Origin of the sequence: Neptuniibacter caesariensis (genome assembly GCF_000153345.1) — a bacterium.
GTDB lineage: Bacteria > Pseudomonadota > Gammaproteobacteria > Pseudomonadales > Balneatricaceae > Neptuniibacter > Neptuniibacter caesariensis.
Genome location: NZ_CH724125.1, coordinates 717,611 through 739,043 on the forward strand (window position 1 = coordinate 717,611; position 21,433 = coordinate 739,043).

At 46.5% G+C, this 21,433-nt stretch carries 16 protein-coding genes; 8 read left to right on the forward strand and 8 right to left on the reverse strand.

Going from position 1 to position 21,433, the window contains the following annotated elements; translation table 11 throughout:
* The 7 genes from MED92_RS03555 to MED92_RS03585 form a co-directional block, all read right to left on the reverse strand.
* A partial coding sequence (locus MED92_RS03555) for a Na+/H+ antiporter NhaC family protein (RefSeq protein WP_007020116.1) occupies positions 1 to 1,196 on the reverse strand: 1,196 nt, incomplete at its 3' end.
* Between the two features lie 477 nt (positions 1,197 to 1,673).
* Complete coding sequence (locus MED92_RS18385) at positions 1,674 to 2,663, reverse strand: GGDEF domain-containing protein (protein WP_007020118.1); 990 nt, start codon at positions 2,661 to 2,663, stop codon at positions 1,674 to 1,676.
* A 136-nt stretch (positions 2,664 to 2,799) separates the two neighbouring features.
* Positions 2,800 to 3,438 (reverse strand): hypothetical protein, encoded by a 639-nt coding sequence (locus tag MED92_RS03565; protein WP_007020119.1) that lies wholly within the window; start codon positions 3,436 to 3,438, stop codon positions 2,800 to 2,802.
* 173 nt (positions 3,439 to 3,611) lie between these two features.
* A complete protein-coding gene (gene arsJ, locus MED92_RS03570) occupies positions 3,612 to 4,820 on the reverse strand; it encodes an organoarsenical effux MFS transporter ArsJ (RefSeq protein ID WP_040661509.1) in 1,209 nt (402 codons plus the stop codon).
* The gene (locus tag MED92_RS03575) at positions 4,817 to 5,827 is read right to left on the reverse strand and encodes an ArsJ-associated glyceraldehyde-3-phosphate dehydrogenase (protein ID WP_007020121.1); all 1,011 of its coding nucleotides are present in this window, start codon (positions 5,825 to 5,827) and stop codon (positions 4,817 to 4,819) included. The genes arsJ and MED92_RS03575 overlap by 4 nt, the downstream gene beginning before the upstream one ends.
* A gap of 5 nt (positions 5,828 to 5,832) precedes the next feature.
* Positions 5,833 to 6,171: a metalloregulator ArsR/SmtB family transcription factor gene (locus MED92_RS03580; protein ID WP_007020122.1), complete on the reverse strand. Its 339-nt coding sequence runs from the start codon at positions 6,169 to 6,171 to the stop codon at positions 5,833 to 5,835.
* Between the two features lie 373 nt (positions 6,172 to 6,544).
* Complete coding sequence (locus tag MED92_RS03585; protein WP_007020124.1) at positions 6,545 to 7,411, reverse strand: prephenate dehydratase; 867 nt, start codon at positions 7,409 to 7,411, stop codon at positions 6,545 to 6,547.
* 104 nt (positions 7,412 to 7,515) lie between these two features.
* Between MED92_RS03585 and trmH the strand changes: the two genes are divergently transcribed.
* From trmH to MED92_RS03625, 7 genes are all read left to right on the forward strand, one after another.
* Positions 7,516 to 8,232: a tRNA (guanosine(18)-2'-O)-methyltransferase TrmH gene (gene trmH / locus MED92_RS03590; RefSeq protein WP_007020125.1), complete on the forward strand. Its 717-nt coding sequence runs from the start codon at positions 7,516 to 7,518 to the stop codon at positions 8,230 to 8,232.
* A 39-nt stretch (positions 8,233 to 8,271) separates the two neighbouring features.
* Entirely contained in the window at positions 8,272 to 10,317 is a 2,046-nt protein-coding gene (locus MED92_RS03595) for an ATP-binding protein (protein ID WP_007020126.1), read from the forward strand.
* Between the two features lie 14 nt (positions 10,318 to 10,331).
* Positions 10,332 to 11,723 (forward strand): sigma-54-dependent transcriptional regulator, encoded by a 1,392-nt coding sequence (locus MED92_RS03600; protein ID WP_007020127.1) that lies wholly within the window; start codon positions 10,332 to 10,334, stop codon positions 11,721 to 11,723.
* A gap of 313 nt (positions 11,724 to 12,036) precedes the next feature.
* Complete coding sequence (locus MED92_RS03605) at positions 12,037 to 13,065, forward strand: TAXI family TRAP transporter solute-binding subunit (RefSeq protein WP_007020128.1); 1,029 nt, start codon at positions 12,037 to 12,039, stop codon at positions 13,063 to 13,065.
* Positions 13,066 to 13,251: 186 nt separating this feature from the next.
* Positions 13,252 to 15,378, forward strand: coding sequence for a TRAP transporter permease (locus MED92_RS03610; RefSeq protein WP_007020129.1), 2,127 nt, complete (start codon positions 13,252 to 13,254; stop codon positions 15,376 to 15,378).
* A gap of 45 nt (positions 15,379 to 15,423) precedes the next feature.
* Positions 15,424 to 16,620, forward strand: coding sequence for an L-2-hydroxyglutarate oxidase (lhgO, locus tag MED92_RS03615; RefSeq protein WP_040662015.1), 1,197 nt, complete (start codon positions 15,424 to 15,426; stop codon positions 16,618 to 16,620).
* A gap of 338 nt (positions 16,621 to 16,958) precedes the next feature.
* A complete protein-coding gene (locus MED92_RS03625) occupies positions 16,959 to 17,603 on the forward strand; it encodes a glycine-rich domain-containing protein (protein ID WP_007020131.1) in 645 nt (214 codons plus the stop codon).
* Between the two features lie 6 nt (positions 17,604 to 17,609).
* Here the strand turns inward: MED92_RS03625 and MED92_RS03630 are convergent, their stop codons facing one another.
* A complete protein-coding gene (locus tag MED92_RS03630; RefSeq protein ID WP_040661516.1) occupies positions 17,610 to 18,086 on the reverse strand; it encodes an NlpC/P60 family protein in 477 nt (158 codons plus the stop codon).
* Between the two features lie 301 nt (positions 18,087 to 18,387).
* On the opposite strand from MED92_RS03630, the gene rapA reads away from it, so the two are divergent.
* Complete coding sequence (gene rapA / locus MED92_RS03635) at positions 18,388 to 21,261, forward strand: RNA polymerase-associated protein RapA (protein WP_007020133.1); 2,874 nt, start codon at positions 18,388 to 18,390, stop codon at positions 21,259 to 21,261.
* Positions 21,262 to 21,433 lie beyond the last annotated feature (172 nt).

Sequence of the window (21,433 nt, forward strand, 5' to 3'; positions counted from 1 at the left end):
TTAGCGATAGATGACGCGAGTAGAATCTGAGCACCCCAGGGGATAATGCCCTGTACGACACAGGAGAAAATATCCATTAGGCTGGCAGATCGCTTAGCGTTAACGCCGTATCTTTGCGCAATATCTTTTGCCAATGATCCAGCTATAACGATAGATACGGTATTGTTGGCTGTACATAAGTTGGTGGCAGCAACACTTGCTGCAATACTAAATTCGCCTGCTTTTTTGCCGCTATTTTTGCCTGTCAGTTTCTCTATTGTTCTGGCAATGAAGTCTAGCCCTCCCTGATGCTTAATCAGGGCTCCAAGGCCTCCGATCAGCATAGAAAGAATCATAATCTCCTGCATGCCTGTGTAGCCGTCATAAATCTGCTTCGAAAGCATGGCTACGTTGTACTCAGGATTGCTGATAAAGCCAACGGTTCCGGCTAACAGTATGCCTATCAGTAAAACCAGCATTACATTCATTCCGGCAATAGCCAGAATCAATACAGTCAGATAGGGAAGCACTTTGATCAGCTCATAGCTTTGTTCTGATACACCAGTGGAACTGCTCTGGAAAGCAAGAAGCAACATAGTTGCCAGTGCTGCAGGCAGCGCAATTAAAAGGTTCAGGCGAAACTTGTCTTTCATTTCGCACCCTTGGGTACGTGTTGCGGCGATGGTGGTATCAGAAATAATTGATAGGTTATCGCCAAACATTGCGCCTCCGACTACGGCCCCAACTGTCAGCAGGAGGGGAAGGTCGCTTGCTTCAGTTATACCAACCGCAACGGGGGCCACAGCAGCAATGGTCCCCATAGATGTGCCCATTGAAGTGGCAATAAAAGCGGCAATTGCAAAAATACCTGGTAGTAGCAGCCATTCAGGGATGTAGTTCAAGCCGAGGTTAACGGTTGCATCAACGCCTCCAATCGCTTTTACAACGGAGGCGAAGGCGCCTGCAAGCAAAAATACAATCACCATCGTAATGATAGTCTGATCACCTATGCCCTTGATAAAGATTTCGAGACGCTCATTCAGTGAACCTTTGCATAGCATCAAAGAGAGAACGACCGCTGGGATAATCGCTACCGGCGCTGAGATCTGGTAGAAGGCGAATTCGGTGCCTTGGGATTGATAATAGATGCCGCTGCCAATAAACAGGGCTAAAAACAGCGCTAAAGGTATGAGCGCAATAGGGTTGGAGTTGTTCATTTGCTAGATCCTATTGGAGACCAGGGTAATGGTTTCAATATTGGGAATATCGGATGACAGGGATCTGACCCGTTATCCTAGTAGGGCGGAGAAGATACTACTTTAGTCGAGATAAATAAAATGTTTTTAGGTCTTTTTTGTATTGATTTGGAATTTAAAATTCTATTTAGTTATATGCGAGGTTAAATAATCCAAGACTTATTCGCAGGTTCCCCATTGAATGAATCTGGCTTTTATACAAAAGAGATGGTGATCTGGTGGGTTTGGCTCCTCCATAAAAAAGTGCAAGCGATCCATTTTCACAACTCAGCCTCATTACAGACGGGGAGGCCCTGGAGGAGTTGGACGGTTTGTTAGCTAACTATTATAACGAGGCGCTCTCGGATGAGGAGCGTGCTGTTGAGTTCGGCAATGTGTTAGAAATTTTGCAAGCCAATGATGCAGATGGCTTAATCAGTGAGAGAGTTTAATTAAGCATTAAAACAGCTCAATATCACCTTCATGGGTGTTATTGAGCTGTACGTAACCTGAGCCGGCCAGTGCTTCAAATGAGTGAACCTGATTTCGCCCATGTTCTTTCGCAAAATAAAGTGCCTGATCGGCTCTATCGATTAATAGTGGCGTTGATAGCCCATCTTCTATACTTGTTACGCCAATACTGACCGTAACTTGCCCTAGTTGTGGAAATTCTGCATTTGAGACGACATTGCGAAAGCGATCTAAAACCTTAACAGCGGATTCAAGCGAGACATCTTTTAGTGCGACAGCAAACTCTTCCCCTCCATAACGGAAAAGTAGATCCCCATCACGAAATGTTTTTTGCATCAGCTGTGAAAAGATAAGGAGTACTTCATCTCCAAACAGGTGTCCGTAGTCATCGTTTACTTGTTTAAAGTGATCAATGTCTAATAGGGCAAAACACCAGTTATTTAATTCGCAGTCACTTGAGCGGCGTTTTATCTCGTTATTTTCAAATAACAGATTGTTTATTTGTTGATCAAATGCCTGGCGATTACTTAAACCCGTTAGCGCATCGTTTAGCGCTGAGAACATGAAAAAACGCTGATTCGCATAAACACCTACCAGTTTGATAAGAACATCATGGAGAAGGGGATTATCTTCAGGCCAGTTGGTAATAAGGACGCCACTTAAGGAGTGGAGAATGCTAAACCCATAATATGAAAAATCACCCTTGCGGGTGAATCGGATTCGGTCCGCATGCTCGGTGTGGGTAATATTTTCCAGAACTTCATCAGGTAAAAGTGCGCGATGTTCGTTCTGTTCTGAGTCGACAAGTTTACAGCTGGTATGGTCGATCTCTCGATAATCGTAGAGCCAGAAATTATGGTCGGGAAACAGAACCAGGCAGGTTGCCATCAAAGCTTCGTTTAGATCTGTTTGGGTACGCGGTTCGGTAAGCGCTAAAAACAAGTCACAGTAATCTGAGACTTTAGCTTCGGCCTGCATGCGAACTCCCGGTCGGTTTAGTAGACCACTAATTTTATCCTTTTTCCCTACAGAATATAAGTTAATATATTAAACAACCGTTTTAATGCGGTGCGAGACCTGGCCCTCTCAAAGCCTTTGAAATTAAGCGGTTTGATCAACCTTGCCCCATAACCTGAAGGTACTGGTTAACTTTTGCTGAGGATAGATTTTCCGGCTCAAGCTTATCGGCAATTTTTAACGCCATGTTAAGCTGTTCGAACTGGCTTTTATCGCTCTCAGAAAGCTGTTTGCCTTCTTCCGAGTTTAAAAACTGTGTGAGTTCTGCGCTGGTCGTTTTAATATCAAGGGCTAAAGATGAAGGGTTAGAGCCATCAAGGTTGTTAATAATTGATTTCGCTTTGTTGAGTATTTCAGCAAGGCTTTCGTTCTGATTTTCCGAATTAGCCAAATAGCTATCGATGAAGTCACTCAGTTCGCCTAGTGTTCCTTCTGATGATGTAGGGTTGTTCTGCAATTGAGAGAGAAATGAATCGGCTTCCGAAGTCTTTAGAAAGCCATACTCTTCCAGGCGTTGGATAAACTCAGGAGTGATTTGAACGCTACGTGGACCGCCTTGGAAGAACTCTTCGTTCAATTTCTGAATTTTTTGTGCTCGCTCCGACAGAGCCAGTCGTCGTACTTCTTTGTCACTCTGCTGTTCAGTGCTCGTGCTATCAGAACTAATGGTTGTGTTTGCGCTCGTTTGTGAAGCCTGTGATGTTGTGCCTTGGCTGATAGTACTGATTGTAGTCACGAACAGAAGTCCCTTGCTTATTTGTAGTTGGATTGCAGATAAGCAAATCAGATGCCAACAAATAAAATTTATTTAAATCAATAAGATGGGGTGGTTCGGGAGTGTCTCTGGTTGAAAAAAGGCAACAAGCAGCCGCTGAAGCTGCAACAGATTGCCTTTTCTATTCCGTATTTTTAATAACCTACCAGCTGGGTGTGTCTCGGCAAAGCGATGGATATCAATACGGTCAAAAATATCATGATCGAGGATATGTACAGGCAGGCTTCAAGCCCCCAAAGCTGGAATACGGCGCCGGAGAGTATGGTGCCGACCAGGCGCCCCATTGCGTTAGCCATATAGTAGAAGCCTACATCCAGCGAAGTGCCTTCATTGCGGGCGTAACTAACAATAAGATAGCTGTGCAACGAGCTATTAATAGCAAATATAGCGCCGAATATCCCTAAGCCTCCGAGCAGAATCCATTGCGAGTCTAAGCCCTGTGCAATGAGCAGCGGAATACTGCACAGTAAGCTGGCCCAAATCAGAGCGCTGAAACCATCAGGCGTTTTGCCAGATTTTTTTCCTGTGATCATGGGTGCAATGGATTGGACAAATCCGTAGGCGATTACCCAGGCTGCCATAAAGCTTCCTACCTGCCAGTGATCCCAGTTCAGTTCTTTGCTGATAAAAACGGGTAGGGCAACAACGAACCACACATCGCGTGAGGCAAAGAGGAACATGCGAGCTGCAGAGAGAATATTTATCGACCGATTTTTTGAAAAAATCTCTGTGAACTTTGGTTTAGTACTCGCTACACCGAGGTCTTTCTTGAGCAGGATTAAACTGCAACCTAGTACTATGCATAGCCCAGCTAGCATAAACCACATCGCTCCCTGGAAGCCTAGCAAATTGAGAAGCAGGCCGCCCATAAAAAAACCAACCCCTTTTAAGGCGTTCTTGGACCCTGTCAGTATGGCTATCCATTTGTAAAGGGTCCCCTGAGCATCACTACTAACGAGTGATTTTATTGAGCTTTTTGCGCTCATTTTATTCAGGTCTTTTGCAATACCGGAAAAAGCCTGCGCGGCCATAACCCAGGCAATGGATAGATACTCTGTAGGCAGCGTTAGCATTAGTAGCGCAATGACCTGAAGTCCCAGGCCGATATTCATGGTCCGGTTCAAACCAATTCGGGCGCCAAGCCAGCCGCCAACAAGATTGGTGACAACACCGAAAAATTCGTAGAAGAGGAATAGCAGTGCGATGCTTAAGGCGTTATAGCCTAGCTGATGAAAGTGGAGCACGACTAACATACGTAGTGCTCCATCCGTCAAAGTGAAGGCCCAATAGTTACCGGTAACTAACAGGTACTGCCTAAGGGCCTGAGAGTTTAACGAACTCATTTTACAGAATCGATAGCAACGAATTTTGCCAGTTCAACGGTGCGGTTTACATACCCCCATTCGTTGTCATACCAAGCATAAATTTTTAGCTGAGTTCCGTTTACCACCATCGTTGATAACGCGTCTACAATGCTGGAGCGTGGGTCAGTACGATAATCGATAGAGACTAGAGGGCGCTCTTCATAGCCAAGTATGCCGTGAAGTTCATTCGCAGCTGCTTCGGCAAAGAGTTGGTTGACTTCATCCACTGTCGTTGCGCGTTCAAGCTCAAACACCATATCCGTTAAGGAGGCATTGGCCAGAGGTATGCGAACGGCATGGCCATTCAGTTTGCCGGTTAGTTCTGGGAATATTTGTGTAATTGCTTTTGCCGATCCAGTCGTGGTTGGGATCAGGCTCATCCCGCATGCTCTTGCCCGACGTAGATCTTTATGCGGTGCATCCAGAATGGTTTGAGTGTTGGTAATGTCGTGGATTGTCGTCATTGAGCCATGCTTAATTCCAAGCTTCTCATGGACAACTTTAACGACAGGTGCCAGGCAGTTGGTTGTGCAGGATGCAGCCGTAACGATCGGGTATTTACCTGGTTCGTAAAGGTGGTGGTTGATGCCCATCACCATGTTGAGAACACCTTCCTCTTTCACTGGCGCCGTAACCACAACGTGTTTAACACCCTGATCCAGATAGCTTTGAAGAAGGGCTTTCTTTTTCATAACGCCACTAGCTTCAATCACTAAATCACACTGAGACCAATCGGTGTCTTCGATTTTTTCATTGCGGCTTACAGAGATCTGCTTGTCGCCAATTAGCATCATGCCTTCATCGGCAGTGGCTTCATGACCCCATGTACCATGAACTGAGTCAAAGTTAATTAGGTGAGCCAGGGTGGCTGCGTCGCCTTGTGGGTCATTGATTTGGATGAATTCAAATTCAGGCCATTCCCATGCCGCACGCATGGCCAGTCTTCCCATTCGGCCAAAACCATTGATGCCAATTTTAATAGTCATTGCGATCACTCATTACAGTTTATTGCTGCGACAGGCCGACTAAGCATTGGCTCAATGAGTTCACGATTACGCATGAAGGTCAGGTCTATTACTTCTAGGCACCAATCGGGAAGATCCTGATTTATGCGATAGTAGACCCATTTACCTTTACGGTGATCGCTAAGTATGCAGTTGCTGCGAAGCAAGGCCAGATGTCGCGAAATTTTGGGTTGGCTCAAAGTGAGCAGATCCGTAAATTCACAGACGCAGAGTTCCTGATGATGTTTAACCAGTAAGATGAGGTTTAAACGGGTCTCATCTGACAGGGATTTAAAAAACTCAGTGGGTGTCACTGTTTTGTTCATATATACGGATTTCCATATATGATGATTAATTATTATGGAGACAGCAAGTCAATAGTGAAAATATTTTATTACTTTTTGGTTACAGCCACAAAAAAAGCCCCTCAAAGAGGGGCTGAAAAATGCGTTAACTCATGGCGAGGCCAGAGTTGAAGATGGGATGCAGATGAGCTCAGAACTACCACATGTCCTTGGTAGCAAGTAAGCGTCAATTGCACTCTCAGTATGGTTTTAAATTGTGCGCCGCAACATTGGACTTTGGTTCTATATTACAATGTGTTAACAATACTTTCGGTGAGTCTATGCTGCGGTATCAATATGATTGCCGGGGTTATTAATTCACCCGGCAATGCATAGGAGTAGCGTTAGAGGGTGGTTACTCTATGATCTGATTCGCTTGTGTGCGGAAGGGATGCCAAGGGTAAGTGCCCATTATGCGGACATCTTTTGCGAAGAAATCTAATTCCTGAAGGGCGTACTTCATCGCTTTTTGATCCGGGTGACCTTCCACATCAAGATGGAAGCTGGTTGCCGTCATGCTATCTGATGCCATATAGCTCTCCAGCTTTAGCATGTTAACGCCATTGGTGGAAAAACCGCCAAGCGCCTTATACAGTGCAGCCGGAATGTTGCGAACAGTGAACATGATAGATGTCATAAAACGAGCATCGTTAACCAACTGAGGAATATGGCTGTCACGTGCGAGAATCAAGAAACGTGTTGTATTGCCACTTTTATCCTGAAAGTTGTCACGTAAAATCTCGAGATCGTACAGTTCTGCTGCCAGGCTTGATGCGATCGCTGCGTGCCCTTGTTGAGGAGCATTGCTAAGGGACTCTGCGGCTCCCGCGGTATCCAAGCTTGCGATAGGCTGGATGTTTAACTGCCTGATATTGCCGTCACATTGAGCAAGCGCCTGTGGATGAGATGCAACGACACTTATCTCTTCTACTTTACTGCCTTTTGCTGCCAGTAAGCAGTGATTCACAGGTTCGAAGTGCTCGCCAACAATATGCAGTTCAGTTTTTGGCATCAGCCGATAGATCTCTTCCACGCGACCAGCAGTAGAATTCTCTAGCGGAATCATAGCCAATCGCGCTTCACCACCCTCAACCATAAACATCGCTTCCGCAAAGGTAGAACAAGCACGAGCTTCAAGCTCAGGGTGTGCTTTGCGGCAAGATAAATGGGAGTATGCTCCCGGAACGCCTTGATAGGCGATAATGGCTGGCAAGTCGGTCATGGTTTGATTCTGGCGTTATTCAGTAAAAACAAGGTGGCGTATTATTACACAGAGATAAAAACTCTGTTACTGTTCCCGCGTTAAAATTATTGCTTTTTACGCCTATGACCCCGGAAAGAACAGAAAAATTACTCAATGTGCTGCGTCGTCGTCAGCCTGACCTCTCATTAATTGCCGATCAGGTAAATAAACCGCGAAATCTATCTGCGTTAGTGCGTAATTGTGACGCGGTGGGCATTCATAGCATCCACACGGTGGTACCTAAAGAGGGGTATCGGACTTACCGAGGGACGGCTAAAGGCAGTGACTATTATGTTAAGAGCCGTGCCCATGAATCGGTAGAAAATGCTATCTCTGTGGTAAGGCAGCAAGGAATGAAAGTTGTTGCTGCCCATTTCTCGGATAAAGCGATTGATTATCGGGAGTTTGATTTTACACAACCCTGTGCGTTGTTAATGGGGGCTGAAAAGCAAGGTGTTAGCGATGTTGCTGCGCAGATGTCGGATGCGCATGTGGTGATTCCGATGATGGGGATGGTTAGTTCCTTAAATGTGTCTACAGCAGCGGGAATAATTCTTGTTGAAGCGCAACATCAACGTTTAAAAGCAGGCATGTACGATCAGGTAAGGCTATCTGATCAAGAGATATCCCGAACACTCTTTGAATGGGGTAATAGAGATCTGGCCGGGTACTGCCGAAGCAATGGGCTGGCCTATCCACCGCTGGATGAAATTGGTGATGTCATCGATGCTCCGGGTTGGTATCAAACGGTCAAAGATGGCAAGGCAGATAGCTTCGACTGGACAGCTGAGGCTGTTTAATAGAGGCTAAAGACTCTTCTTGTCTAAGTTGATACTGCTATGAGCCGGCGTGTATTCATTATTTTGCTCTACATTATCTTCACTCTTGCTACGACTTGGCAGGTGGTGACGCTAACGCGTGACTGGACGTTAAGAACGCTTCATCAGCAGGGTTCCGATGAACTGCTCAAAGTGATTACTCAGTTAAGGGGAGCATTGGATCAATATCGTTACCTGCCTTTTCTTATCTCTCAGGATACCGATGTCAAAGAGTTGATGTTGGGATTTACAGAATCTAAAGGAGATGAAGTTAGTCTTTATCTTGAGCAGACCAATCTGGTTGCCGGTTCGTCATCGTTATTTGTATTGAATGCCCATGGCAAGCCCATTGCCTATAGCCATTGGCGTGATGAGCGGGATTTCTTTCTCCGTCTTCATCAGGATCAGGATTATTATCGCCAAGCTTTGGCGGGCCATCGGGGCCGCCAATTTAGTCTTAATGCGGAGAGTCAAAGCCCGGCATATTTTTTATCTTCCCCTATCTATGATGGTAAACGTTTTACCGGGGTAGCGGTTGTCAGGATTGAACTGGAAAAGTTAATAAGCCAGCTGCGATCCTTTGGTGTTGTGCTGCTTAGCGACGAAAATGATCAGCTTTTCTTTTCTACAGGCCCTTTTCAGAGGTTTTCTCAACTGGGTACACAGATCAAGTCACGTCAGGAGAATCTGACAGACGGTATAACGACCGAGCTTTGGGAGCAGAGTGAGGGTAACTGGCTGGTGCGTGGTGTTTCATTAGATGATCTGCAATGGCGAGTCACGCTTTTGCAAGACCTGGACGTTGTTCAGCGTAATGTGCGGAATGCATCATTATTCTCTTTCGGGGGGTGTATTGCATTAGGGTTGATGGTTCTCCTGTTCCGCGAGCGGCAGCTAAAAATTCGTTCGCAAAATGAAACCCGCGAAGCCTTGGCGGCGAGTGAAGCTCAACAAAAAGCGATTATCAATAACGCTCAGGTTGGCTTACTGCTTATTGATAGCAAAGGCTGTATTACATTTGCCAATGAGATGGCCCTGCAGCAGTTTGCTGCCTCTGCGCCTTTGCTCATGCATAAGCCTTTACTGGACCTGTTATCGTCTGAAGGCGTTTCTCCTATTCAAAGATTACTCTCCCGCCTAGACCATAAAGGCTTTTCCCCGCTTATAGGTTTTGAAGCCGTTGCGGTTAGAGGAGATGGAACCGAATTCCCCATTATGCTTTCAATTCGTCAAATGCTGGCGCTTGTTGAACGACAGTACCTTGTGACAATTATTGATATCTCTCGGCGTAAGGGGCTAGAACTACAATTAAAACGCGCAAATGAATCACTGGAGCATAAGGTTGAGGAGCGAACCCAGGCTCTGCAGGAAGCGCAAGATGAACTGGTCCAGGCAGGTAAAATGGCCGCTATCGGGCGTATGTCTACCGCGGTTGTTCATGAGTTAAACCAGCCCCTTACTGCTATTCGCAACTATGTGGCGATCTGCCGACAGATGTTGCAGCAGCCCGAAATGCTTTCTGAGAGCTTGACCGAAGTTGATGAACTAACCCAGCGTATGGCTCAAATAACTTCGCAATTGAAGACATTTGCGTACCGTAAGCCAGAGCAGATGGAAAAAGTATCAGTGCAGATGGCGGTCAATAATGCCTTGCATCTGTTCAGGCAACGTTTCATTGATGATGGTTTTCAAGTTGATCTGGATCTTCCTGAGCCGACTGTTTATGTCCTGGGAGATAGCGCCCGACTTGAGCAAGTCCTGCTAAATCTTATTAAAAATGCGCTTGATGCTATGCAGGGTTTCGATCATAAACAAATCGCCATTCAGGTTGATGCGGTTGATGATAAGGTTCGGGTGACGGTAGTGGATAGCGGGCCTGGAATTGACATGGACCTACTGCCAGACTTGTTTGAGCCTTTCGTAACCTCAAAATCTATAGGTGATGGGCTTGGTTTAGGCTTATCGATTGTTCGATCGATTGTCAGAGATCTGAATGGTGAGATCTCTGCTGAAAATCAGACCGGTGGCGGGGCATGCTTCCGCGTCATTTTACCCCAGAGTAAATAACAGGAAATTCGGCTTTGAAAAGTATCGACACCCTGCCAATAGATAATCGCGGCACAGTGCTCTTAGTTGACGACGAGTCAATGGTGCGTAAATCGACTCAGAAATGGTTACAGTTGGCCGGATTTGAAGTTATTGAGTGCGATAGTGCGATTCAGGCGCTGACCTATATTGATGAGGCTTTTTCAGGAATCGTCGTCAGCGATGTGAAAATGCCAGAAATGGACGGTTTGGCGCTATTGGATGAGGTTGTATCCCGTGTGCCTGGTTTGCCTGTTGTTCTGGTTACGGGGCATGGTGATGTGGATATGGCTATCAATGCAATGCGCCAGGGGGCTTATGATTTCATAGAGAAACCTTTTAACCCGGAGCGTTTAGTAGAGACTATTCAGCGTGCCTGTGAGAAAAGGCGTTTGATGCTCGAAAATTTGAAGTTACAACAGCATCTGGCTTCATCGAGTGGTATTGATAGTCGATTGATTGGTATGTCAGCGTCTATTCAGCGTCTGAAAAAAGAGATTCTGAATCTGGCTGAGATGGACACGAATGTCATCATCTATGGTGAAACGGGAACAGGTAAAGAGCTCGTTGCCCAGTCTTTGCATGAGTACAGTAACAGAAATAAGGCCCACTTTGTGCCGATCAACTGTGGAGCAATACCTGAATCGCTGATTGAAAGCGAGCTGTTTGGGCATGAGGCCGGCGCTTTTACCGGTGCGGCTAAGCGCCGGATTGGTAAGTTTGAATATGCGAGTGGCGGCACGCTCTTCCTCGATGAGATCGAAAGCATGCCGCTTAACCTGCAGATCAAACTGTTAAGGGCGCTTCAGGAGGGTGTGATTGAGCGCTTAGGAGGCAATCAGCCCATTCCGGTTGATCTTCGTGTGATTGCTGCGGCAAAAACCGATCTTAGAGAAGAGGAGCGGTTTCGAGAAGATCTGTTTTATCGCTTAAATGTATCGCAACTGCATATTCCTCCGCTCAGGGATCGAATAGAAGATGTTCCGCTGCTGTTTGAACACTATGTGAGGATGACGTCTGAGGACCACCATAAAGAGCAGCGTCATTTCCCGGAACAGGATATTAGAACATTACAGGGGTACCAGTGGCCGGGTAATGTTCGTGAGCTAAAGAATATCGCTATGCGCTACGCATTAGATAAGCGGTTAAGTGTTGCTGACATTTTGTTTCCCCAGGAGAGCCAGCTTTCGAGTTCGGCAATAACAGCAGAGTCCGGTCAGCCCCTGGCAGTTCAGGTCGCACGATTTGAAGAGGAAGTCCTCAGACTCTCTCTGCAAGAACATAAAGGGAATATTAAAGCCGTCATGGATCAGCTCGATCTTCCGCGCCGTACTTTAAATCAGAAAATGGCTAAGTACGGCTTAAACCGTGCTGATTATACTGACTAGCCATCATGTTGTGCTCAATAGGCATTTTTTTGCCTATTGGCCTGTTTCGATGATTTATTCATATTTTGCTCAGCATTTCTTGCTGTTTGTATCTGATGAAATGTAAGAAAAACCCTGAATAGGCAAATTCTTGCTTATGCTTTTTGTATGTGGATAAGCGGTTTTTTGCTCATTATTTCATTTTTGAATTATGCTGATCTTTATAACATTCTGAAAAATATAGATTTTTTGTTTTTGTTGTAGATTGGCATCCTGCTTGCTCTAGAGAGAGGGTTACTAAAAAAATAAACCTCACTTAAAGAAGGGTAAGAGGATGACAATAACAAAACGCACTTTTATCAAAGGTATGGGATTGGCGCTGGCAATGAGCGCAGCAATGGGCACAGCGGGTCTGGCTCAGGCGGCGGAAAAGCGTTCTTATATTCTGGCAACAGCTTCTACGGGTGGTACTTACTATCCGGTAGGTGTAGCACTGGCGACGCTGACAAAAGTAAAGCTAGAGCCTAAACACAAAATTTCTATGTCTGCGATTAACTCTGCAGGTTCAGGCGAGAACGTCAAACTGCTAGGCGAGAATGAAGCACAGTTTGCAATTCTTCAGGGCTTATATGGTGCGTGGGCCTGGAATGGCGAAGGTCGTCTTAAAGAGAAAGGCGCTCAGAAAGGCCTGCGTTCAGTGACCATGCTGTGGCAGAACGTAGAGCAGTTCGTTGTGAAATCTGACTATGTTAAATCAGGTTCAATCGACGATATTAATGGCTTCGCAGGCAAAAAATTCTCAATCGGTAAGAAAAACTCAGGTACCGAGGGTTCCGGCCGTACGATTCTGGGTAACCTGAAGGTTAATGTTGATGGCTTTAACCTGGCACATATGGGCTATGGTGCATCAGCAGATGCGCTACAGAATGGCACGATTGACGGCATGAACATCCCATCGGGTGTACCTACATCAGCTATCACTCGCGCCTATGCTGCACTGGGAAGTGATATCACAGTTCTGAATTTTACCGATGAACAGATCAAAGAGGCGAACGGCAGCTATAAGCTTTGGACTCGTTATACCATTCCGGCAAATACTTACCCTGGTCAGACCAAAGATATTCAAACAATGGCGCAACCAAACTTCCTGGCTGTACGTGATGATATCAGCGAAGAAGATGTATACCTGCTGACTAAGACGGTATATGAAAATCTGCCATTCCTGAACGGTATCCATAAAGCGACTAAAGCAATGGCGCTAGAGAAAGCCATTGCAGGTCTGCCTGTTCCGCTTCACCCAGGTGCGGCGCGTTACTACAAAGAGCAGGGCATTAATATTCCTGCACACCTGATGGCGAAGTAATTCTCTATCAACGAGGACTGAGATAATAGGGAACTTTGTTGCTGAGCTACAGTCAGAGCATTAACTCCCTTCTTGTTTCATGTTCCTCCGGGTGCGGGCTGGGTTACCAGCGAGACCTAGTCTGCACCTCCTTTTCTTTCTCTATCAGAATTGGCAAGCGCCATCGATCAATTGAGCAAAGCACTTATGTCTACTGAAAATACAGTCACCGATCATGAAGTCAGTGAAAAACTGAAGGGACTGGAACTCGCCCAGCGTTCTGAACAATCAACAACCGGCAAGCTTATCTACTGGATAGGTGTTGTGTTTGCGTTGGCTCATATCTATTTCAATACGCTCGGCACCTGGTCTGAGTTATATGTATCGGCCATCCATTTTGGCGGTTTTGCCCTGATGTGCGCTTTGATGGTGCCAATGTTCAAAGGTGGTAATCGAGCTCAAAAGAGCTTGGCTCTGGTGTTAGATCTGCTTCTGGGTATTGCCGCGATTGTCTGTGCGCTCTATCTGATTGGTTTTGAAGATGCTCTCTATGATCGTGGGGTGAAATTTGCCCAGTGGGATTGGGTGTTTTCTGTTTGTGCAATATTTATTGCGCTGGAAATGGCCAGACGCACAACAGGATGGTTCATACCTTGTTTGATTCTGGTCGCCCTGACTTATGTATTTTGGTGGGGTAAGTATATTGACGGAATTTTCGGTTTTGCTGGATTAAGCCTGGAAACCCTTCTATATCGTTCATATTTCTCATCTGAGGGAATGTTTGGCCAAATCGCCCGAATTTCATGGACTTATGTTTTCATGTTTATTCTCTTTGGGGCATTCCTTGTAAAATCCGGTGCGGGTGATTTTATCATTGAGCTGTCTCGATGTGCCGCTGGCCGATTCGTCGGGGGGCCAGGTTTTGTTGCTGTGCTCGGCTCCGGTTTGATGGGTTCGGTATCAGGTTCGTCGGTTGCGAATACCGTTTCAACGGGTGTTATTACAATTCCGTTAATGAGGAAAGCAGGCTTCCCGGCACGTTTCTCGGCGGGTGTTGAGGCAGCCGCTTCAACCGGTGGTCAGTTGATGCCGCCTGTTATGGGGGCAGGGGCCTTTATTATGGCTTCCTATACTCAGATCTCCTATCTGGACATCATTTCGATTGCCGCTTTACCGGCTCTGCTTTATTTCCTCTCCGTTGGTTTCTTTGTCAGGGTCGAGGCTAAGCGTAGCCATGCGCACGCCGTTGAATTGGATACGCGCCCTATAGGTGAGGTTTTCCGAGGTGGGTGGCATTTCTTATTACCGCTGGTTGTGCTGGTCGCGCTGCTTATTTACGGTTTTACGCCAACCTATGCAGCAGGTATTTCAATCATCTCTGTCATCGTCTCTTCCTGGTTATCCAAGAATCCAATGGGTATTAAGGAGATTCTGGATGCGTTAGCACAGGGATCGAAGAACATGGCTACCACGGCTATGCTGCTGATCTCAGTTGGGCTGGTAGTCAATGTAGTCGCAATGACGGGTATCGGTAATACCTTTTCACTGATGGTTACTGACTGGGCGGGCGGTAGTTTGCTCATTACCTTGGTGCTGGTGGCGCTCGCGTCTTTAATTTTAGGTATGGGCTTGCCGGTAACCGCAGCCTATATCGTGCTTGCGACGCTGTCGGCTCCCGCGCTTTATGGACTGATGGCAGAAAGTCGTCTTCTGGATCTGATGGTTGCAGGTCAGTTGCCTGAGGCAGCCAAAACGATCTTTATGCTGGTGGATATGGAAAAGGTCGCTTTGCTATCAGCCCCGATGGCGCCGGCAGATGCCCAGGCGCTGCTGAGTCTGGTCCCTGCGGATTTCAAGGGACAACTTCTTGAGCAGGCGCTAGCACCAGAAACCCTGGCGATGATTCTCCTCTCGGCGCATATGATTATTTTCTGGCTCTCGCAGGACTCTAACGTTACACCGCCTGTTTGCCTGACTGCTTTTGCCGCAGCCGCAATTGCTAAAACACCGCCAATGGCGACAGGTTTCACCGCCTGGAAAGTGGCTAAAGGCCTTTATATCGTGCCACTGTTATTTGCGTATACCAATTTCATTGGTGGTGAGCCTTTAGAAGTATTGAGCATCTTCATTTTTGCCGTGTTTGGTTTATATGGATTTGTTGGTTTTATGGAGGGCTATCTGGAAGGGCGCTTGAACCTTATAAGTCGAGCGTTGTGCGGAGTTACAGCCATGGCATTGCTGTGGCCTCATGGTGAACTGATGATAAATCTGCTGGCTATGTTAGCATTTGCGGTAATTTTCTGGCTTAGCCGAAGAAATTCTGAGACCGCATAACAGTAGAGAAGGTTAGTTTTAGTGACTAAATCTGAACATCACACCATTTATGATTTTGTCGTCATTGGCGGAGGCATCCTTGGGATGTCTACTGCCTGGCAGCTACAGAAAAAATATCCGGATAAAACGGTTCTGGTCGTCGAGAAGGAATCGTCTGCAGCTCAACATCAGACAGGGCATAACTCAGGCGTTATCCATGCGGGTGTTTATTACAAGCCAGGTAGTTTGAAAGCAAAGTTCTGCAAAGCGGGTAATCGGGCGACTAAGGCGTTTTGCCTTGAACACGATATCCCATTCGACGAGTGTGGCAAGCTCTTGGTCGCAACCAATGCAACTGAATTAGAAAGGATGCAGGGGTTAATTGAGCGTTGTGCTGAAAACGAGCTCGAGATCGAGGTGCTTGATCAGAAGCAGTTAACCGAAAGAGAGCCTAATGTTACGGGCGTGGGCGCTATCTTCGTCCCGTCTACCGGTATTGTTTCGTTTACGAAAATAACTGAGAAAATGGGCGAGTTAGTTGAGTCTCAGGGAGGCGTTGTTCGCTTTAATACCCGCGTAGATAAGATTGAAGAATTCTTTGATCGGGTGACTCTCTATACAGATAAAGGGCGCTTTCACGGGCGTTATCTTATTAGCTGTGCAGGTCTTCAGTCTGATCGAATTGTGAAGATGCTAGGGCTTGAGCCGGATTTCCGAATTATCCCCTTTCGCGGAGAATACTACCTTCTGTCAGCGAAGCATAACCAGATAGTTAATCATCTTATCTACCCCTTTCCTGACCCGGATCTGCCATTTTTAGGCGTACATCTAACGCGGATGATAGATGGCACGGTGACCGTTGGACCGAATGCGGTTCTAGCGTTTAAGCGTGAAGGTTATCGGAAGACGGATATCAGTATCAAAGATAGTCTGGAGATGTTGGCTTATCCGGGCATGATCAAGCTTTTGTTACGGCATTTCAAAGCGAGCATGGCTGAACTTAAGAATTCAATTTCTAAATCGGGTTACCTCAAATTGGTGCAGAAGTATTGCCCGACCCTCGATTCCGAGGATATGCAACCTTACCCAGCGGGGATCCGAGCGCAAGCTGTATCGGAAAACGGTGATATCGTGGATGACTTTTTATTTATGTCGACAAGTCGCTCCCTTGCTGTATGCAATGCACCTTCTCCTGCGGCAACTTCTGCGATACCCATCGGAGAGCACATCGTAGAAAAGTTGGCTGAAATTATCAGTGAATAGCGGTTCAGGGTTGCTTTACCGATAAATAAAAGCAACCCTTCCCCCATTGCCAACATAAGGAACCTGCGAATAAGTCTAATGCTTTCTCAGTGGGCTGTAGAACGTCCATATGCGAGAAAGGCAGTGCCGCGAAATGTCTGGACCTTTTCAAACTGACTGACAAAGCAGATGGCCGTTTTAAAGCCCACCCTATGGGGCTTACAGAGTAAACGAATCGCTTTGTTAATAATTTTCGCCAGGCAACCAGCATGACTGTAATTATTGCCTCGCGCTTCATTTGCTCTGTAAGCCTGAGGCGCATCGGACTTGTTCGTAGGTTCCTTAATAGGAGATTTAAAGTGGGATCGATTCTGGCTTTTCTAATGCTTGCCATTCTGATTTTGGTACTGTTTTTCTATCTGCGCCGCAATAAGTTTCGCCACAGAATCAAGCTTATCGATTCCTACCGTTTTCCAAATCGGCTCAATGAAGCAATTAAGAAACGATATCCACATCTGACAGAGCAGGATGTTGATAGGGTAATCATTGGGCTGAGAGAATACTTTCAGATATCGCTGATGGCGCGAAAGCGAATGGTGGCGATGCCTTCACAGGTAGTGGACCTTGCCTGGCATGAATTTATTCTTTTTACCCGTCATTACGAGGCGTTTTGTAAGCATGCTTTGGGAAGGTTTCTCCATCATACCCCTGCTGAAGCGATGCGAAGCCCAACAGATGCCCAAGAGGGGATTAAGCGTGCCTGGCGTTTATCCTGTCAGCGGGAAGGGATTGATCCACACAAGCCTAATCGTCTACCCCTGCTGTTTGCTTTAGATTCTGAACTCAAGATAGATGATGGCTTTAACTACAAGTTGGATTGCAAGGCGCTACAAGACAATGGTTACTGCGCCAGCCATATAGGGTGTGGCGGTGGATGCAGTGGCGGTTGTGGCGGCGATTCAAGCTCCGATTCCGGCTGTGGGGGAGGTTGCGGCGGAGACTAGCGATCATTACTCCAAAGGCACTCTTCGTGCAGTCCAGTAGTGTTTAGCCCAATAGGGATTACTGAGTTTACTGAGCATAACGCCGCGGCTGGTTGATGCATGCAGAAATATATCATCTTCAAGATAGATGCCTACATGGCGTTGCTTATTGCCACCCGTTTTAAAAAAGACTAAATCTCCAGGTTTTAATGAGTGCTTGCTTACGGCTGTGCCTAGGCTGACCTGATGGGCTGTCGTTCTGGGCAGGGAGCGGTTAAAGCGTTGGGCAAAAGTGATTTGGGTGAAGCCAGAACAATCTACGCCGCCCTTGCTATTTCCACCGAGCTTATAAGGTGTACCTTGCCACTCATTATGTTGTGCCAGAAGTCTTTGCGTTACCGTCGATGAGGATTCGATATTAAGGTTCTGTCTGGGTTTTTCGGAGGTTCCGGCACAACCAGCCAGGAAGATACTCATGCAGAAAGCTATCCATAATCGATTCATTACCTTTCCTCCACCAACTCCATTTTTAATGGTTTGCCACGGCTACTCAATTTAATCGGGCTTTGTAGCTTGCGATCAGTATAACCCCAACTAATATTTACAGAAGATTAAGGAACATGCGAGTAAGTCTCGTGGTTTCGCAATGTGCTTGTGCGCAGTTTCCTTAGTGCATAACCAGCTAGATTGGTTATAAACGTGATAGCGCTTCCTGGGATAAAAAATAACGGTAAAAGGGTTTGGCTTTCATCTTATAAGTCCCTATTATGCGCAGCTCTTTTTTGATCGACTAAGCGAAAGATTAATGACCGAAGAATTCCAGATAGGCCAGCGCTGGTACAGCTATACTGAGGCAGAGCTTGGTTTGGGGGTAGTTACTGAACTGTTAAATCGTCGAGTAACTATCCTTTTCCCTGCGACGGGTGAAGAGCGAACTTACGCTCAGAATAACGCACCTTTAAGTCGTATTGTTTATCCGATAGGTGATCAGATTCGTGATGATGAAGGTTTAACTATCACCGTCACTGAGCACGAGGAAAGCAAGGGATGTGTTATCTATATCGGCTTAGATGATCAGGAACGCGAACAGATAATTCATGAAGCTTCGCTTGAGAGTGCTGTGCACTTCAGTAAGCCATATGAACGCTTATTCGCTGGGCAGATCGATAAGTTAAGAGATTTTGAGCTTCGTCAGGAGACGGTCAAGTTCCAGCATCAACATCGTAATTCAGCAGCTTATGGTCTTATGGGGCCAAGGGTGCAATTTTTACCTCATCAGTTTTATATCGCTTCTGAAGTAGGCAAGCGCTCAGCGCCGCGTGTCCTGCTGGCCGATGAGGTAGGCTTAGGTAAAACGATTGAGGCGGGGCTGATTCTTCATCAGCAGCTCATTCTGGGGTTGACCAAACGAGCGCTAATTGTTGTCCCAGATAGCCTGATTCATCAATGGCTTGTTGAGATGTTGCGTCGCTTTAATCTTTTATTCTCCATTATCGATGAAGGGCGTTGTGCCGATGCAGAGGGTAACCCTTTTGAGTCGGCTCAATTGGTCTTGTCGCCACTCTCTCTTTTCACGCGTGATGACAAACATCTGGAACAGGCCAAGGAAGCGGGTTGGGACCTTCTTATCGTCGATGAAGCGCATCATCTTGGTTGGAGTGAAGAGGGTGCTAGTCACAGCTATCGCTGTATAGAACAGTTAGCTTTAGATACAGCAGGTCTGCTATTACTGACAGCAACTCCTGAACAGCTGGGCATCGAGAGCCACTTTGCGCGACTTCGCTTGCTAGATCCGGATCGTTATTACGATCTGGAAAAGTTTGTGCAGGAAGAGAAAGACTTCAAATGTGTTAATCAACTCATAGAACAGTTACAGCAGCCTGAGAATTGGCAAGAAGCGCTTTCTGATAAAGTATTTACGGATCTGTTACATCGTTATCTGGGCGATCAGGCGGCTGTGGAGCTGGAGCAGCATCTGGATGAGGAGCCTGAGCAGCAGGCTCTGTTGATAGAGAAAACAGTTAATAACTTGTTGGATCAGCATGGTACAGGACGTGTCTTGTTCCGTAACACCCGAGACAGCGTTCAGGGCTTCCCCGAGCGTGTGCTGACCACTTATCCATTGGAAATGCCTGCCGCTTATAGAGAACAAATGGCTGAAGCCAGCATGGAAAAGCAGCTTCACCCAGAGACACTGATTGCTGATGGTGTAGGCTCTGCATGGTTGCTGGAGGATAACCGGGCTGACTGGATTATTAAGTGGTTAGAAGACCACCGTAATGACAAAGTCCTGATCATTTGCGCGCATGCGCAAACCGCCATCACCCTGGAAAAGCAGCTGCGTTTGTTTGAGGGTAAGCGTACTGCTCTTTTCCATGAAGGAATGAGTCTGTTAGAGCGTGACAGAGCTGCGGCTTATTTTGCTGACCCAGAGGAAGGAGCACAGCTTCTTATCTGCTCAGAAATAGGTAGCGAGGGGCGCAATTTCCAGTTTGCTCATCATATGGTGATGTTCGATCTACCGTTGAACCCCGATCTTCTGGAGCAGCGCATAGGGCGACTGGATCGTATCGGTCAGGTACGAGATGTCAATATCCATGTGCCTTTCTTCACCGGAAGTGCTCAGGAAGTGCTGCTCAAGTGGTATGCGGAAGGCTTAAGTGCGTTCCAGCAGGTCTGTCCTACTGGTCAGGCAATGATGCAGAAGTTTGCGGCTGAGCTTCATCAGTGTATGGAAGCCCCTGAAGATACCGCTGCAGTCGCATCATTAATCACTGATACGTCACTTGCGCAGCAGGAATTATTGGCTGAATTACAAGAAGGACGCGACCGTCTGTTGGAGCTTAATTCCTGTAAACCAGAGAAAGCAGAAGTGCTAATGGAAGCCTTGGAAGAGGATAGCAATAGTTCTCAGCTAGCTTCCTATATGGGACGGATTTTTGATCATTTTGGTGTGGAACAGGAAACTACAGGTTTAGCCGGTGTGGTTCTTCATCCTGGCGATCACATGCTGAACGCGCATTTTCCTGGCCTTCCTGAAGATGGAATGACGGCTACCTTCCAGCGTAGTGAAGCCCTCTCCAGAGAAGATATGCAGTTCCTGAGTTGGGAGCACCCAATGGTCTCAGGTTCGATGGAGATGATGCTTGAGGGAAGTTACGGTAGTTCAACACTGTGTACAATGAAGTTATTGCCGTTGAAGGCCGGAAGCTTATTGGTAGAGGCTATTTTCAGAATTCAGTCTATTTCTGATTCAAGCCTGAACCTGCAGTGCTTCCTTCCGGAAGCGTGCGTTCGTAAAGTCCTGGATAGTAATGGCAACGATCTTACAGGTGTTATCACCGAGCAACACTTCGCTTCATTGGGTAAGCGAGTCGGTAAAAGTGTTGCTTACAATCTGGTCAAACATACCAGAGAGGAGATTGGGCAACTGGCTACCCAAATGGAAAACCAGGTCGTTGATCTCGAAGTGGAGCTGTTGAATCAGGCAAGACAGCAGGTTACCGATGAGTACCAGATTGAGAAAGAAAGGCTGGTAGCGCTTTCAAAAGTAAACCCGAATATACGTCAGGATGAGATTGATGCATTGATCCAGCAGGAAGCGCGGCTTCATGATGCATTAGATGATGCCGCCCTTAAGATGGATTCTATTCGTGTCGCGGTTGTAACCCACGAATAACCTTTTTTACTTTCAATACTAAAAGCCCCTGTTCAGGGGCTTTTTTATTATTCAAATGATGTTTTATTTCTACATTAAATCTAGCAAAACTTGATGCTGAGCAATTTTCCTTGCTGATCAGTGCATTAGAATGGCCCGATCAAAGCGGGTAATCGGTCGGAAAGCCTCACCG

Excerpts from the sequence above, each read along its gene's own strand:
- arsJ (WP_040661509.1), bottom strand. The coding sequence starts at position 4,820 with ATGAGTTCGTTAAACTCTCAGGCCCTTAGGCAGTACCTGTTAGTTACC.
- MED92_RS03595 (WP_007020126.1), top strand. The coding sequence starts at position 8,272 with ATGAGCCGGCGTGTATTCATTATTTTGCTCTACATTATCTTCACTCTT.
- trmH (WP_007020125.1), top strand. The coding sequence starts at position 7,516 with ATGACCCCGGAAAGAACAGAAAAATTACTCAATGTGCTGCGTCGTCGT.
- MED92_RS03610 (WP_007020129.1), top strand. The coding sequence starts at position 13,252 with ATGTCTACTGAAAATACAGTCACCGATCATGAAGTCAGTGAAAAACTG.
- MED92_RS03575 (WP_007020121.1), bottom strand. The coding sequence starts at position 5,827 with ATGACTATTAAAATTGGCATCAATGGTTTTGGCCGAATGGGAAGACTG.
- MED92_RS03605 (WP_007020128.1), top strand. The coding sequence starts at position 12,037 with ATGACAATAACAAAACGCACTTTTATCAAAGGTATGGGATTGGCGCTG.
- MED92_RS18385 (WP_007020118.1), bottom strand. The coding sequence starts at position 2,663 with ATGCAGGCCGAAGCTAAAGTCTCAGATTACTGTGACTTGTTTTTAGCG.
- MED92_RS03580 (WP_007020122.1), bottom strand. The coding sequence starts at position 6,171 with ATGAACAAAACAGTGACACCCACTGAGTTTTTTAAATCCCTGTCAGAT.
- MED92_RS03630 (WP_040661516.1), bottom strand. The coding sequence starts at position 18,086 with ATGAATCGATTATGGATAGCTTTCTGCATGAGTATCTTCCTGGCTGGT.
- rapA (WP_007020133.1), top strand. The coding sequence starts at position 18,388 with ATGACCGAAGAATTCCAGATAGGCCAGCGCTGGTACAGCTATACTGAG.
- MED92_RS03585 (WP_007020124.1), bottom strand. The coding sequence starts at position 7,411 with ATGACCGACTTGCCAGCCATTATCGCCTATCAAGGCGTTCCGGGAGCA.